The 15597-nt window shown below is 47.2% G+C and carries 11 protein-coding genes; all 11 read left to right on the top strand.

The genetic code is table 11. From position 1 onward, the window contains the following. The first annotated feature begins 57 nt into the window (after nucleotides 1-57). Entirely contained in the window at nucleotides 58-3102 is a 3045-nt protein-coding gene (locus tag NE671_RS07445) for a glycoside hydrolase family 2 TIM barrel-domain containing protein (RefSeq protein WP_092071237.1), read from the top strand. A gap of 303 nt (nucleotides 3103-3405) precedes the next feature. Then, nucleotides 3406-3837, top strand: coding sequence for a division/cell wall cluster transcriptional repressor MraZ (gene mraZ / locus NE671_RS07440; RefSeq protein ID WP_021651636.1), 432 nt, complete (start codon nucleotides 3406-3408; stop codon nucleotides 3835-3837). 35 nt (nucleotides 3838-3872) lie between these two features. Then, the gene (rsmH, locus tag NE671_RS07435) at nucleotides 3873-4808 is read left to right on the top strand and encodes a 16S rRNA (cytosine(1402)-N(4))-methyltransferase RsmH (protein WP_015526106.1); all 936 of its coding nucleotides are present in this window, start codon (nucleotides 3873-3875) and stop codon (nucleotides 4806-4808) included. A gap of 22 nt (nucleotides 4809-4830) precedes the next feature. After that, entirely contained in the window at nucleotides 4831-5400 is a 570-nt protein-coding gene (locus tag NE671_RS07430) for a hypothetical protein (RefSeq protein ID WP_015526105.1), read from the top strand. A gap of 30 nt (nucleotides 5401-5430) precedes the next feature. Beyond that, nucleotides 5431-7500 (top strand): peptidoglycan D,D-transpeptidase FtsI family protein, encoded by a 2070-nt coding sequence (locus NE671_RS07425; RefSeq protein WP_244095972.1) that lies wholly within the window; start codon nucleotides 5431-5433, stop codon nucleotides 7498-7500. Between the two features lie 67 nt (nucleotides 7501-7567). Next, nucleotides 7568-9334 carry a peptidoglycan D,D-transpeptidase FtsI family protein gene (locus NE671_RS07420; RefSeq protein ID WP_173740618.1) on the top strand — a complete coding sequence of 589 codons (1767 nt, stop codon included), beginning with the start codon at nucleotides 7568-7570 and terminating at the stop codon, nucleotides 9332-9334. Between the two features lie 63 nt (nucleotides 9335-9397). After that, entirely contained in the window at nucleotides 9398-10354 is a 957-nt protein-coding gene (gene mraY, locus NE671_RS07415; RefSeq protein ID WP_173740619.1) for a phospho-N-acetylmuramoyl-pentapeptide-transferase, read from the top strand. A gap of 14 nt (nucleotides 10355-10368) precedes the next feature. Then, nucleotides 10369-11724, top strand: a complete 1356-nt coding sequence (murD, locus tag NE671_RS07410; RefSeq protein WP_059086745.1) for a UDP-N-acetylmuramoyl-L-alanine--D-glutamate ligase — start codon at nucleotides 10369-10371, stop codon at nucleotides 11722-11724. 54 nt (nucleotides 11725-11778) lie between these two features. Further along, on the top strand, nucleotides 11779-12879 hold the full coding sequence (locus NE671_RS07405; protein ID WP_015526098.1) for an FtsW/RodA/SpoVE family cell cycle protein: 1101 nt from the start codon (nucleotides 11779-11781) through the stop codon (nucleotides 12877-12879). Nucleotides 12880-12906: 27 nt separating this feature from the next. Continuing rightward, nucleotides 12907-14187, top strand: a complete 1281-nt coding sequence (gene murA, locus NE671_RS07400) for a UDP-N-acetylglucosamine 1-carboxyvinyltransferase (protein ID WP_256163826.1) — start codon at nucleotides 12907-12909, stop codon at nucleotides 14185-14187. Further along, nucleotides 14184-15467: a cell division protein FtsQ/DivIB gene (locus tag NE671_RS07395; protein ID WP_059086746.1), complete on the top strand. Its 1284-nt coding sequence runs from the start codon at nucleotides 14184-14186 to the stop codon at nucleotides 15465-15467. The genes murA and NE671_RS07395 overlap by 4 nt, the downstream gene beginning before the upstream one ends. Nucleotides 15468-15597: the final 130 nt, after the last annotated feature.

Raw genomic sequence — 15597 nt, 5'->3', positions numbered from 1 at the left:
GCATAAAAAACGAAGGATCCGGCAGAAAAAACAGAATCTGCCGGGCAGGAGGAAAAAATGAAAAAATTTGATCATTCTCTGTTAAAAGATCCCCGGTATTTCAGCGACGGAAGAATGGATGCCCACTCAGATCATACATATTATCGCTGTGAGGAAGAGAGAGAAGATGGGAAAACTTCTTTCCGTCACAGTCTGAATGGTCTCTGGAAGTTCCATTATGCACGGAATTATGCATCTGCTATCCCAGGCTTTGAGGAAGAAGCATATTCCTGTAAGGACTGGGAGGACATTTATGTGCCGGCACATATCCAGATGGAAGGATATGATGCACCGCAGTATGCCAATGTCCAGTATCCGTGGGAAGGCCATGAAGAACTTCATCCGGGACAGATCCCGGAACGTTTTAACCCGGTGGCAAGCTATGTGAGATATTTCCATGTGCCGGAGAGCATGAAAGGAAAAAGAGTATTTGTTTCATTCCAGGGAGCAGAGAGCGGCCTGGCTCTGTGGCTCAATGGAAAATTTGTGGGATACAGTGAAGATTCTTTTACTCCGTCAGAATTCGAGCTTACGGAATATCTGAAGGACGGCGAGAACAAGCTGGCGGCACAGGTGTTTAAATGGACAGCCAGCAGCTGGTGCGAGGATCAGGATTTTTACCGTTTTTCCGGAATTTACAGAGATGTTTATCTGTTTACGGTACCGGATGTCCATGTATATGATCTCAGGATCCGTGCCATTCCGGATGAAACTCTCAAAAAAGCCGAGCTTGAGATCGTGACCAGTACCTGGGGAAAAGGAAAAATGAAGCTTACACTTTCCAGAAAGGGAGAGATCCTTTTGCAGGAGGAAAGATCTCTGAACGGAGAGGATACCTGTACCTGGGAGATTCAGGATCCCCTTCTCTGGAGTGCAGAAGAGCCGAATCTCTATGATCTGGAGCTGGAGATCAGTGATGAAAGCGGAAAGCTCCAGGAGATCATCCCGGAGAAAGTCGGTTTCCGCCGTTTTGAAATGAAGGATGGTATCATGACCCTTAACGGAAAACGTATCGTATTCAAGGGTGTGAACCGCCATGAGTTCAGCTCTGTCACAGGAAGACATGTGTCCCGGGAGGAACTGCTCAAAGACATCGTGACCATGAAACAGAACAACATCAATGCGATCCGTACCTGTCATTATCCGGATGCATCTCCGATCTACCGTCTCTGTGATGAATATGGTATTTACATGATCGCAGAAAACAATCTGGAATCTCACGGAACCTGGGATATAGCAGAATTTACCGGAGATCACACGGATATCGTTCCGCACAACAAACCGGAATGGCTGGGCATGATGCTGGACCGTGTAAATTCCATGTATCAGCGTGACAAGAACCACCCGGCGATCCTGATCTGGTCCTGTGGAAATGAATCCTTTGGTGGAAAAGATATCTTTGAGATGTCTGAGTTCTACCACAAGAATGATCCTACAAGACTGGTACATTATGAGGGGGTTTTCCATGACCGCAGCTACAATGCCACTAGTGACATGGAAAGCCAGATGTATCCTTCCGTAGAAGCGATCCGGGAGTTCCTTGCAAAGGATGACAGCAAGCCGTTTATTTGCTGTGAGTATACCCATGCAATGGGAAATTCCTGCGGTGCAATGCATAAATATACAGATCTTACAGATACAGAACCGAAATATCAGGGTGGCTTTATCTGGGATTACATTGATCAGTCTATTTACAAAAAAGACCGTTACGGTAAAGAATTCCAGGCATACGGCGGAGACTTCGGTGAACGTCCTACAGATTATAATTTCAGTGGAAACGGTATCGCATACGGCGGAGACAGAGATGCTTCACCAAAGATGCAGGAGGTAAAATTCAACTACCAGAATATCACTGCGCAGGTAAGTGAGGATTCTGTTAAGATCATCAACAAAAATCTTTTTGTAAATACGGACACATTCCGATGTGAAGTAACTCTTGCAAAGAACGGTCATGTTCTCCGCACAGAGACACTGGATACAGCGGTGGAGCCTTTAAGCCAACAGACCTACAGACTTCCATTTGGAAAACAGCAGCGCCAGGGCGAATATACGGTAACCGTAGCCTTCCTTCTCAGAGAAAAAACACTTTGGGCAGAGGCAGGACATGAGGTTGCTTTCGGCCAGTATGTTTATCAGGTGGAAGGAACACCGGAAGCTCCTGCGTGTGGCGTGGAGCTTGTGAGAAGCCTTCATAACATCGGTGTCCGCGGGGAAAATTTCGAAGTGCTGTTCTCCGTTCTCAATGGTGGTTTGGTTTCGTATAAATATGCAGGAAGAGAAATGATCGAAGCGATTCCGAAGCCCAACTTCTGGAGAGCACCTACAGATAATGATTGCGGAAGTCTGATGCAGATGCGCTATGCACAGTGGAAGATCGCCAGTATGTACGCAAGTCATAAGGATTACCGAAAAGGCATGTATGGTCCAGCCAATGCTCCGGAGACAACGGTTCACGAAAACAGCGTGGAGGTTGCTTTTACCTACATACTGCCAACTACGCCTGCCAGTGAATGCCGTCTTGCCTATGAGGTAACCGGAGATGGAAGAGTAAAGACAACGCTGACCTATGATCCTGTAAAAGAGCTGGGTGATATGCCGGAGTTCGGAGTACTCTTTAAATTCAATGCGGATTATGATCATGTTCAGTGGTACGGCCTGGGACCGGCAGAGACTTATGCAGACCGGAAGCATGGCGCAAAGCTGGGTATTTATGAGAATCTCGTGACAGACAATATGGCACGCTATCTTGTGCCGCAGGAATGCGGAAACAAGGAGGAAGTACGCTGGGCAAAGATCACAGACAGAAAGGGCAGAGGAATGCTCTTTGAGATGGATAAAGAAAACGGCCCGATGATGTTCTCTGCACTTCCATATACTCCTCATGAAATGGAAAATGCCATGCATCCCTATGAGCTTCCGGCAATCCATTATACCGTTGTCCGTGCCGCAAAGGCGCAGATGGGTGTTGGAGGAGATGACAGCTGGGGTGCCCGCACCCATCCGGAATACCTTCTGGATACCAATGGAAAGATGAAATTTTCCTTTGCGTTCAAAGGTCTTTAAAATGTCATAAAATAACAGAACATAAAGTCAGAAAAAAGCTTCCGGCGACTGTCCGGAAGCTTTTTCATTTCATAATAATGCACAGAAAATAAACAGGTTGAAAAAAAACCTGTGGATATTTCATGAAATGAAAAAAAACTTGGATATGCACTTGTTTTTTCATGGTAAATAGTTTAGAATGATTACATAAGTGGTAGAAAGTGGTGAATAGTGGTAGCGAATGGGGATGAGTGGCAGAACACACCATTTGCACCCTGGAAGCACGAAGGGGAGAATCGTGTTTCACGAGAGTAGGTGGGTTTCATGTTCATGGGCGAGTATAATCATACGATCGACGCGAAGGGGCGTCTGATCATCCCTTCCAGGTTCAGGGAACTCTTAGGGGAAGAGTTCGTACTGACAAGAGGGTTGGATGGTTGCCTTTCTATTTATCCGATGGATGAATGGGTTGCTTTTGAAGAGAAACTCCGAGCATTACCACTTACAAATAAAGACGCAAGAACCTTTTCACGTTTCTTTGTAGCCGGAGCTACAACATGTCAGCTGGATAAGCAGGGAAGAATCTTGGTGCCGCAGACGCTGCGCCAGTTCGCTGGTCTGGATAAGGATGTGGTGCTTACGGGTAATCTGAACCGGATCGAGGTTTGGAGCAAAGAGAAGTGGAGCGAGAACTGCAATTATGATGATATGGACAGCATTGCGGAAAGCATGCAGAACATAGGAATCGTCATTTGAGCATAACGCAGGTAGAAATCCCACAGGAGACGGATATGGAATTTAAGCATAAATCTGTATTACTCAATGAGACCATTGACGGCTTAAGGGTAAAGCCGGATGGAATCTATGTGGATGGCACTTTAGGAGGAGCGGGACACGCCACAGAGGTGTGTAAGAAACTTTCTGCCAAGGGGAGATTTATTGGCATAGATCAAGACCAGGATGCGATAATTGCTGCGAGTGAACGGCTGTCAGCCTTTAATCAGGTGACAATCATTCGCAGCAATTATTGTTACATGGCAGATGAGCTGAGATCCCGTGGCATTGAGAAGGTGGACGGGATCCTGCTGGATTTGGGAGTGTCATCTTATCAGCTGGATAATGAAGAGAGAGGTTTTTCCTATCGGTACGATTCTCCTCTGGACATGCGAATGGACAGAAGACAGAGCCGTACAGCCGGTGATATAGTCAACGGTTATGAGGAACGGGAGCTGTATCGGATTATCCGCGATTACGGCGAAGATAAATTTGCCAAAAATATAGCGAAACACATTGTGGCTGCCAGAGAGCAGGCACCGATCCGGACAACCGGAGAACTGACAGAGATCATACGGGGTGCGATCCCCATGAAAATACAGGCTACAGGAGGACATCCGGCCAAGAGGACTTTCCAGGCAATACGTATTGAGCTCAACCGGGAGCTTGACGTGCTCCGGGATTCCCTGGACGGCATGATCGATCTCCTGGATGACGGAGGAAGGATCTGTATCATTACATTCCATTCTCTGGAAGACAGGATCGTTAAGACCATTTTCCGAAAAAATGAAAATCCCTGTACCTGCCCGCCGGATTTTCCGGTCTGCGTATGCGGAAAGAAATCCAAGGGTAAGGTGATCACAAGGAAACCGATCTTACCGGGAAAAGAGGAAATGGAAGAGAATCCGAGATCCAAAAGTGCGAAGCTTCGTATTTTTGAACGGAAAATGTAGTTGAGAGATGGAAGGTAGGCAAATGGCGAAGACAGGAAGAGGGACTACAGCCAGAAGAAATCGAAATACCGTCAGGAACAGCAGAGAAATGTATGTTCAGGGAAATGCGGTAAAACGGCTGCAGGAAGTTCCTCAGAGGACTGATCTGCCCGAGATACAGGAAAGGCGACGGCTGGCTCAGAAAAGAAAACAGAAATCCGCAGTACCTGTGACACCGGCAAAACAGGTGGTAAGCAGACAGGCACAGCGGAACCGGGAAAAGGCAATGGCCATGAACAAGGGGTTCGTTCTGTTTCTTACGGCAGTTTCCATCGCGGTACTTTTTACCTGTATCAATTATCTTCAGGTAAAATCCGAAATCACGGCGAGTATGAAAAATGTTGCAAATCTGGAATCTGAGCTTGCACAGCTGAAAGAAGATAACGATGCATATTACAGTCAGGTCACTTCTGCAGTGGATATCAGCGAGATCAAGAAAAAAGCTATCGGCGAGCTTGGAATGAAATATCCTTCGGAGGATCAGATACAGACCTATACCACGGAAGGAAACAGTTATGTGAGACAATATCAGGATGTGGACACACACAAGTAACAGAAGTACAGTTTTTAAGCAGGTGATCGATTGAGTACAAGAAGGCGCAGGCCGGTAAAAAAAATAAATTACAGTATGAAGAAAAAGCTGGCAGTACTATTTTCCTTAGTGTTGCTGGCTTTAGTCGGTTTGGTGGCAAGAATTACCTATATCAATGCCACCAGCGGAAGCAAATATCGAAAGCAGGTGCTGAGTCAGGCTCAGCAGAAATATGAAAATCAGACACTTCCGGCAAAAAGAGGCGATATCTATGACCGGAACGGGAATATCCTGGCAACCAGCAACAAGGTCTATAATGTGGTTCTTGACTGTCTGGAGGTCAATAAGGATCAGGATTCCGTGGAGCCTACCATAAAGGCTCTTGTGGAAGTCCTGGGATTGGATGAAGATGAGATGCGGAAGCTTCTCACCGACAGCAGTACAAAAAAAAGTCAGTATCAGATCGTAAAGAAACAGATTTCCATGGACGACAAAAAAGCTTTCGAAAAATACGAAGATCCGGGAGACGACAGTGAACTGACTGCCACGCAGCTGAAAGAACGTTCCAGGATCACAGGTGTATGGTTTGAGGAAGATTATCTCAGATCTTATCCGTTTAATGAGACTGCCTGTGATACCGTTGGATTTACACTTTCCAGAGATGTGGCGGATGCCGGACTGGAAGGATATTACAATGCGACACTTACCGGCGTGGATGGAAGACAGTACGGATACATCAACAACAATTCCGACGTAGAACAGACGATCATCGAACCGACGGATGGCAAAAGCATTGAGACCTCGCTGGATCTGGGACTTCAGCAGATCGTGGAAAAATACGTAAATACCTTTGAAGAAAAGATGGGAGCCAAAAATGTAGGCGTGATCATCGAGGATCCGAAAACAGGAGAGATCCTGGCAATGGACGGCGGTGACCGTTATGACCTGAATAACCCGAGAGATCTTTCAAATGTGTATTCCCAGAGTGAGATCGCTGCCATGAACGATGAGGAAACCGTGGAAGCGCTAAACGGGATGTGGAGTAATTTCTGTGTGACAGATGCCTACGAGCCTGGATCGGTTGTAAAGCCTATCGTTATGGGCTCCGCACTTGAAATGGGAGCGATTTCCGAGAGCGATAATTTTGTCTGTGACGGCGGACAGTCTTTTGGAGCGGAAGGTGCGACTACTTTTATCAAATGTGCGGTATGGCCGGATGCTCACGGGGCAGAAGCTCTTTCCGATGTCATTGCCAATTCCTGTAACGATGGTATGATGCAGATCGCAGCAAAGATGGGAAAAGATAATTTTCTTAAGACACAGAGCGTTTTCAATTTCGGAACAAGAACCGGTATCGATCTTCCCAATGAGGGAAGCGGTGTGATCCATACCAGCGATACCATGGGAGAAACGGAGCTTGCATGCTCTGCTTTCGGACAGGGCTATACACTGACCATGATACAGGAGATCAATGCAATGTGTTCTGTGATCAATGGAGGATACTACTATCAGCCTCATCTGGTGACGAAGATCAAGGACAGCAGCGGCGGAATCGTAAAAACGATCTCTCCGACACTGATGAAGCAGACGATTTCCGAGAAGATATCTGCAGATATCCGCTCCTACATGGCTGCCAGCGTAGACCATGGTACCAGCCGTACCTCCAAGGTGCAGGGTTACAGCTCCGGTGGTAAAACCGGTACTGCCGAGAAGCTTCCGCGAGGCAATGGCAAGTATCTGGTATCTTTTATCGGATTTGCACCGGTAGATGATCCGGCGCTTGTGATCTATGTAGTTGTGGATGAGCCGAAGGTAGATGATCAGGCAAGTAGTACGTACGCACAGTACATTGCACAGGGGATCCTTTCCGAAGCACTTCCGTATCTGAATGTACAGCCGGATGAGGCAGAGGATGGAGAAGTTCCGACTACAGAGCTGTGGGAACTTTTTAAGGGAATCAGCGATTCTGCAACAGGAACCGGCGCGGACGGGCAGAAGGAGGCAATTTCCGATGAGAATGTACCAAGTCCGCCGGAAGATGAGTCGGAGGACAGTGATACCGAAGATAATAACGATATGCAGAGCGAAGGTCTTACCAACGAGGAGGCCGGTCTGGAATAGATAAAAAGAATACCCTCTCAGGGGAACGTCATATATTACAGTGACGACCTCTGAGAGGGATTTTTTTATGATCCGGACCATGGTTTATCACAGGAAAAAAATATGGATGGTTTTTCTGATCTGCATAATGCTTCTTCTGGGACTTGTGGGAAGACTCTGGTATCTTATGAACGTCCGGGCAGAATATTATTCAAAAAAGGCGGAGGATCTTCATGAGAGGGAACGTGACATAAAAGCAGCCAGGGGAAAGATCCTAGACATCAGGGGAAATATTCTGGCAGATAACCGGACAGTCTGCACAGTATCGGTGATACACAGCCAGATCAAAGATCCTGAAAAAGTGATCCGTGTACTGTCCGGAGCATTGTCTGTGAAAGAAGAGGAAATCCGGAAAAAAGTTGAAAAAGTTTCTTCTATTGAAAGAATACAGACAAACGTGGAAAAAAGCATTGGAGACAGGATCCGGGAATATGACCTTGAGGGAGTGAAGGTAGATGAGGATTATCGGAGATATTATCCTTATGGATCTCTCGCTTCAAAAGTACTGGGATTTACCGGAGGTGATAATCAGGGGATCATTGGTCTTGAAGTGAAATACGATGAGATCCTGAAAGGAGAGCCCGGAAAGATCCTCACAGTTACGGATGCACGTGGTGTGGAGATCGACGGAACCGGAGAACGGAGGAAGGAACCGGTGTCAGGAAATACTCTGCGTACCAGTCTGGATGTTAATATCCAGGAATATGTGCAGCAGGCAGCCGGTAAAGTCATGGAAGAAAAACAGGCGGAGAGAGTTTCCATACTGCTTATGAACCCTCAGAACGGAGAAATCTATGCCTGTGTCAATGTGCCTGAATTTGATCTGAACGATCCGTTTACTCTGAATACAGAAGAAACAGCAGCAGAGGGAGAAAAGAAGCAGGATCTTCTGAACCGGATGTGGAGAAACCCCTGCCTGAATGATACCTATGAACCTGGCTCGACTTTTAAGATCATCACTATGGCAGCAGGGCTGGAGGAAGGAGTGGTGTCAACAGAGGATCGCTTTTTCTGTCCGGGCTATAAGGTGGTGGAGGACCGGCGGATCCACTGTGCAAAGAGAACAGGACATGGTGCGCAGAGTTTTGTAGAAGGTGCCAAGAACTCCTGTAACCCGGTATTTATTGAGGTGGGCCTGCGGCTTGGAGCAGACCGTTATTACAAATATTTTAAACAGTTCGGACTTTTGAAAAAAACAGGAATAGATCTTCCGGGAGAGGCCGGAACGATCATGCATAACCCCAAAAATATGGGAGAGGTGGAGCTTGCCACGGTATCCTTTGGCCAGTCGTTTCAGATCACACCGATCCAGCTTGCAACAACCGTCAGTGGGATCATCAATGGCGGAAACCGGATCACACCTCATTTTGGGATCAGCGTGGAAAGTGCGGACGGAACAAAGGTTCGGACACTGGAATATCCGGTGGAAAGCGGGATCGTGTCCGGTGAGACTTCCCGGACAGTACGTACGATCCTGGAAACTGTAGTTTCAGAAGGCTCCGGAAAAAATGCCGGGATCCAGGGGTTTTCCATTGGGGGAAAAACAGCTACCTCTCAGACACTGCCCAGAGGCTCCGGCAGATATATTTCTTCATTCCTGGGGTTTGCCCCGGCAGAGGATCCGAAGGTCCTGGCTCTTTGTATTATCTATGCACCCCAGGGTATGTATTATGGTGGGATCATTGCCGCACCGGTGGTACGCAGTATTTTTGAAAATGTACTTCCCTATCTTGGAATCGAGAGGACAGTTACGGAAACTCCATTCGGGGAAAACCGGGCAGATGGGGTTGATTAATGAGGATAAAAGCCTTATACTGTTGAAGAAGTATAAAAAAACGAAAGAATTAGAGGTGTGAGGATGGAGTTTCATGTTGTGATCCCTGTGCTGATCTCATTTGCGATCAGCCTTGTATTAGGACCGATTGTTATCCCTTTTTTAAGAAGACTTAAAATGGGACAGACAGAGAGAGAGCTGGGTGTGCAGTCCCACCTGAAAAAGAACGGTACCCCTACTATGGGTGGGGTGATCTTTCTCATTGCAACAACTGTAACATCACTGTTTTATATCAGAGATTATCCGATGATCATCCCGGTACTTTTCCTGACACTGGGATTTGGACTGATCGGATTTCTGGATGATTATCTGAAGGTAGTTCTGAAGCGTTCTGACGGACTTCTGCCATGGCAGAAAATGGCACTGCAGATCGTTGTGACAGCTGTATTTGCTTTTTATCTTGTAAATTATTCCAACGTATCCCTGACTATGAAGATCCCGTTCTGGAGCGGACATTATCTGAACCTGGGATGGTTTGCGGTTCCGGTACTGTTCTTTGCGGTGATCGGTACAGTAAATGGAGTCAATTTTACGGATGGACTTGACGGACTGGCTTCCAGTGTTACCCTGATCGTGGCAGTATTCTTTACGGTGGTTTCCCTTGGAATGAACAGTGGTGTGGAACCGATTACCTGTGCAGTTGTGGGCAGTCTGATGGGATTCCTTCTGTTTAATGTATATCCTGCCAGGGTATTTATGGGAGACACCGGTTCTCTGGCATTGGGTGGCTTTGTGGCTGGTGTGGCTTATGCCATGCAGATGCCGCTGTTTATCATCCTGGTCGGACTGATCTACCTTGTGGAGGTATTGTCTGTTATGCTCCAGGTATCCTATTTCAAGGCAACACACGGAAAAAGAATCTTCAAGATGGCGCCTATCCACCATCATTTTGAGCTTTGTGGGTGGTCCGAGACACGAGTTGTTGCAGTGTTCTCTGTTGTAACTGCTATTATGTGCCTGATCGCTCTCCTGGCATTATAAGGAGGAACAGAAAAATGGATTTAAAAGGAAAAAAAGTTCTCGTTTTCGGAGCCGGAAAAAGCGGCATTGGAGCAGCTGATCTGCTTGGAAGTGCAGGAGCACAGCCGGTGATCTATGACGGAAACGCAGATCTTGATAAAGAGGCAGTTTTACATAAAACAAACGGAAAATACACCCCGGAGATCTGGGCCGGAGATTTTCCGGAGAGAGCGCTGGACAGTCTTGATCTTGTAGTACTAAGTCCGGGAGTTCCCACAGACCTGCCGCTGGTAAAGAGCTTTTATGAAAAGGGCCTTCCGGTATGGAGCGAGGTGGAGCTTGCCTATCGTACAGGCAAGGGAGAGGTTCTTGCGATCACAGGAACCAACGGTAAGACAACAACAACAGCACTTCTCGGAAAGATCATGGGAGATGCCCGCGAATCTGTATTTGTTGTAGGAAATATCGGAACTGCATATACATCCAAATCATTGGAGATGAGGGAGGATTCCGTAACTGTTGCGGAGATCAGCAGCTTTCAGCTGGAGACTATTGACCAGTTCCGCCCGAAGGTAAGTGCGATCCTCAACATCACAGAGGACCATCTGAACCGTCATCATACCATGGAGGAATACATCCGTGTAAAAGAGCTGATCACCAAAAATCAGGGACCGGAAGATGTATGTGTTCTGAATTACGAGGATGAAGTCCTTCGTAAATTCGGTGAAAATATCGTTCCGAAGGTGGTATATTTCTCAAGTCTTCGCAAACTGGATCAGGGAATTTATCTGGACGGAGACCAGATCATTCTGAAAACAGAAAAAGAAGAGATCCCGATCGTAAAAACCGGAGAGCTTAAGATCCTGGGACGTCATAATCACGAGAATGTAATGGCAGCAGCAGCCATGGCATATTATGCGGGTGTTTCTGTGGAGAGTATCCGCAAGAGTGTCTGTGAGTTTGTGGCAGTTCCACACAGGATCGAGTATGTGACAGAGAAAAACGGTGTTGCATATTACAACGATTCCAAGGGAACCAATCCGGATGCGGCCATCAAGGGGATTCAGGCAATGAACCGTCCGACTCTTCTGATCGGCGGTGGCTATGACAAGGAATCCAGCTATGATGAGTGGATAGAATCCTTCGACGGAAAAGTCCGTTATCTTGTTCTCATCGGTCAGACGAAAGAGAAGATCAAAGCGGCAGCAGAACGTCTTGGATTTACAGATATCATCCTCTGCGAGGATCTGAAGGAAGCTGTCCGGGTCTGTGCGGAAAAAGCCAATCCCGGAGATGCAGTTCTGCTTTCACCGGCATGTGCGAGCTGGGGACAGTTTGATAATTATGAGCAGCGCGGTGACATGTTCAAGGAATACGTGAGAGCACTGTAATAATCTGAAAAATACATACATAAGCTGAAATAAAGACCACTGTGGAGGCCATGCATGAAGGCAGGACAGAAACAGACCGGAAAGACAGATACCGTTCTCTGGGTACTGGTTCTGATTCTGGTGGTATTGGGACTCGGGGCGCTTTTTTCGGCAAGTGAATATAATGGCAGAGTACGTTTCCACGACTCTGCCTATTATTTTAAGAAGCAGCTCTTTGCCACGGCACTGGGGCTGCTTGTTATGTATCTGGCATCACGGGTAGATTACCGGCTGTCTGTAAAGCTGGCGCCGGCTGCCTATATTTTTTCGCTTTTTCTGTCTGCTGCAGTCCTGCTTTTCGGACAGGAGATCAATGGATCGAAAAGGTGGTTGAACCTGGGGCCGCTTTCCTTTCAGCCGTCGGAGTTTTCCAAGGTGGCAGTGATATTGTTTCTGGTGTGGCAGATCAGCAATACAAAAAGCAAAACAACCGGATTCTGGTTTATCTGCAGGACTATGATGACTTTGCTTCCGGTAGCAGGTCTGGTGGGCTCCAATAACTTAAGCACAGCGGTGATCATTCTGGGAATCGGTGTGCTGCTGATCTTTGTGGCCAATCCCAGGTATCTACAGTTTCTCGCGCTTGGAGGTGCGGGGATAGGATTTATTGCGGTTTTTCTTGCCGCGGAGAGTTATCGTCTGGAACGCCTGGCAATCTGGCGGGATCCGGAAAAATATGAAAAAGGATTTCAGACCATACAGGGCCTGTATGCGATCGGAAGCGGAGGGATCTTCGGCAAGGGGTTCGGGAACAGTCTGCAGAAGCTGGGATTTGTCCCGGAAGCCCAGAATGATATGATATTTTCTATTGTGTGTGAGGAAACGGGGATACTGGGAGCCTTTCTGACACTTTTTCTGTTTGGTATTCTGATCTGGAGGCTTTGTATTCTGGCATTAAACTGCCGGGATCTGCAGGGAACGCTGCTGTGCGCCGGGATCATGGCACATATGGCGATCCAGGTAGTCCTGAATGTTGCAGTAGTAACGAATACGATTCCCAACACCGGGATCACTCTGCCCTTTGTAAGCTATGGCGGAACTTCTGTTGTTTTTCTTCTGGGGGAAATGGGGCTGGCCTTAAGTGTCAGCAGTCACAGACATGGAAGGATCACATAGAATAACAAGTAAGAGGCCCTTTTAGGAGTGGAATACTTGAATGAGATCGATGAGATCATCGTGACCGGAGGCAGGCCGCTGCATGGAAGCGTCCGGATCCAGGGGTCAAAAAATGCGGCACTTCCGGTTATGGCAGCAGCACTCTTAAGCACCGGGACCAGTGTACTGCGGGGATGCCCGAGAATCAGTGATGTGTATTTGATGGAAAAGATCCTGAAATATCTGGGGGCAGAAACCTGGTGGGAAGGTCAAGATCTTTATCTGGACTGCAGCCATGCGGACGGCACCATGATACCGGAGTATTATTCCGGAAAAATGCGTTCTTCCGTGATCTTAATGGGAGCAATGCTGGGGCGGAGCAAAAAGGCACAGACAGGATATCCCGGCGGCTGTGTGATCGGGAAGCGGCCGGTGGATCTTCATATCCAGGTTTTGAGCCGCCTTGGTGCAGCTGTGGTGGAAAACGGCGGGACGATCCGGGCATCCTGTGGAAAACTCCGAGGTGCAGAGATGTTTTTTCAAAAAAGAAGTGTAGGCGCTACAGAACAGGGCATTCTGGCAGCGGTCCTTGCAGAGGGGAAAACAGTCCTTAACGGCTGCGCCTGTGAACCGGAAATTTATTGGCTTTGCCATTATCTTACCGGAATGGGTGCAAAGATCCGGATTCGTGAAAATGGCTGTATCTGTATTGAAGGGGTGGAGAAGCTTGAAGCTGGCGATGGCTGCATTCCACCAGACCGTATTGTCGCCGGAACCTATCTCATGGCAGCGGCGGCAACCAGAGGAGAGATCATCCTGGAAAATCCGCCTCTGGAGGAAATGGATGGAATCCTGGACGTATATCGGAAAATGGGTGGACAATGCCGCAGGGTAGGTGGTAAACTAATAGTCAACGGAAAAAATACAGGTTTTCCCCTGGAGCTTCTGGAAACAGAAGTTTATCCGGGATTTCCTACAGACCTGCAGTCTCCTGCGATGGCGGTACTGGCCACGATCCCGGGAGTGAGCAGGATCCGCGAGAAGATTTTTGAAGACAGATATAAAACAGCTTCATGGCTCTGTAAAATGGGAGCACAGATCCAGATCCGGGATGGAGTTGCCGTGATATACGGAGGGCAGCCCCTGAACGGTTGTACTGTGGAAGCAGAGGAACTTCGCGGAGGTGCGGCACTTGTGATCGCAGCACTTGCCGCGCAGGGGATTACCAGGATCCGGGGCTGTTGTTTCATAGAAAGAGGCTATGAACATATCTGTGAGGATCTGACCGCACTGGGCGGTCTGCTGATAAAGGACAGAGGAACTTTATGAAAACATCAAAAAAAAAGCCACTGAAAGCAGTTGGCGGACTTCTTGTCCTGCTGCTGGCAGGAATTATTTTCTTTTTTACGTATTATCAGGTAGATGAAGTGCAGGTGATGGGCAGCAACCATTATTCTGAAAAACAGATCAGGAAGATGGTGCTTAGGGGGCCGCTGGCATCCAATTCTGTTCTTGCACCGCTTCTTTATACTAAGCAGAACACAAAGGATGTTCCCTTTATAGAAGGCTATACCGTAACAAGGCTGAACCGGCACACCATCTGTGTCAGTGTGAAGGAGAAGGATATCGTTGGCTGTATCCCTTATCTGGACAGTTATATTTATTTTGACAGAAACGGTATTTTTGTGGAAGGATCCACGGAACGTAACGAAAAAATTCCGTTTTTTGACGGGATCAAAGTCAAAAAAGTGATCCAGAACGAGAAACTCCCCATCAAGGATGAAACGGTGATGAACACGGCAGTTGCTCTTTCTACTATTTTTGCAAAAAATGATAAGGTTCCGGATCACATTGAATTTGAAGACGACGGACAGATCAGTCTTGTTTACGGGGATATCACAGTTAAACTTGGAAAGGATGAATATCTGGAAGACAAAATGACCAGAGTTCTGGCTATCCTTCCGATGATTTCCGAAAAAAAAGGAATTCTCCATGCAGAAAATGTAAATGATAATTCCAAGAACATTACCCTGGAGCAGGAACAGGATGAGAGCCAGACTTCCGCAGAAAACTGGACCGGAGGCTATGATGAGGAAGGAAATTACACCGGAGAAGGCGAATACGACGAAAATGGCAACTATGTAGGACCGAAACCGCAGACGGATCTGGAGTATGCGCAGGAAAACTGGGTAGGTGGCTATGATGAAGAGGGAGATTACACAGGCAGTGGTGAGTACGATGCCAACATGACCTATGTAGGCGAAGCCCCCACAGAAGAAACCATGGCAGAAAAAGGAAACTGGAAGGGCGGTTACCGGGAAGACGGAGGCTATGACGGAGTCAGTGAATATGACCGTGATGGCAATTACGTAGGCGCTCTGGAGGATTATCAGGCTTCGGCAGAAAGCTCCGGGGACGGAACAGACTCCGAAGATCCAGATGCTCAGAGTACGGATACCGAAGATACAGAAAATGAAGAAGACTCTTCAGACAGCAGTACGGACAGCACCGAGGAAGAGGCTGATTACAGCAGTGATCAGGAAGAAGGAGCTGAGGATTATGATGAAAATTCGTACAGCGATTACAGTGATGAGTCCGATTATGAGTAAAGATAAAAAAGCTTTCTTAATATATAGTGCCAGTATTTGGACATTTTGCCAGAGATTGTTTTGTAAATGTTTCGGTTAATAGAAACAGTGCCGAAATTTAGTGAAAAAAGTATAAAAAAACAAAATTAAT

Source organism: Blautia sp. DFI.9.10, from assembly GCF_024461705.1.
Lineage (GTDB): Bacteria > Bacillota > Clostridia > Lachnospirales > Lachnospiraceae > Blautia_A > Blautia_A fusiformis.
Note: the sequence above shows the minus strand (reverse complement) of the source record. Positions and strands in the feature narration are given on the sequence as shown.

Coding starts and splice junctions, on each gene's coding strand:
- NE671_RS07445 (WP_092071237.1), top strand. CDS start 58: ATGAAAAAATTTGATCATTCTCTGTTAAAAGATCCCCGGTATTTCAGC.
- mraZ (WP_021651636.1), top strand. CDS start 3,406: ATGTTCATGGGCGAGTATAATCATACGATCGACGCGAAGGGGCGTCTG.
- rsmH (WP_015526106.1), top strand. CDS start 3,873: ATGGAATTTAAGCATAAATCTGTATTACTCAATGAGACCATTGACGGC.
- NE671_RS07430 (WP_015526105.1), top strand. CDS start 4,831: ATGGCGAAGACAGGAAGAGGGACTACAGCCAGAAGAAATCGAAATACC.
- NE671_RS07420 (WP_173740618.1), top strand. CDS start 7,568: ATGATCCGGACCATGGTTTATCACAGGAAAAAAATATGGATGGTTTTT.
- mraY (WP_173740619.1), top strand. CDS start 9,398: ATGGAGTTTCATGTTGTGATCCCTGTGCTGATCTCATTTGCGATCAGC.
- murD (WP_059086745.1), top strand. CDS start 10,369: ATGGATTTAAAAGGAAAAAAAGTTCTCGTTTTCGGAGCCGGAAAAAGC.
- NE671_RS07405 (WP_015526098.1), top strand. CDS start 11,779: ATGAAGGCAGGACAGAAACAGACCGGAAAGACAGATACCGTTCTCTGG.
- NE671_RS07395 (WP_059086746.1), top strand. CDS start 14,184: ATGAAAACATCAAAAAAAAAGCCACTGAAAGCAGTTGGCGGACTTCTT.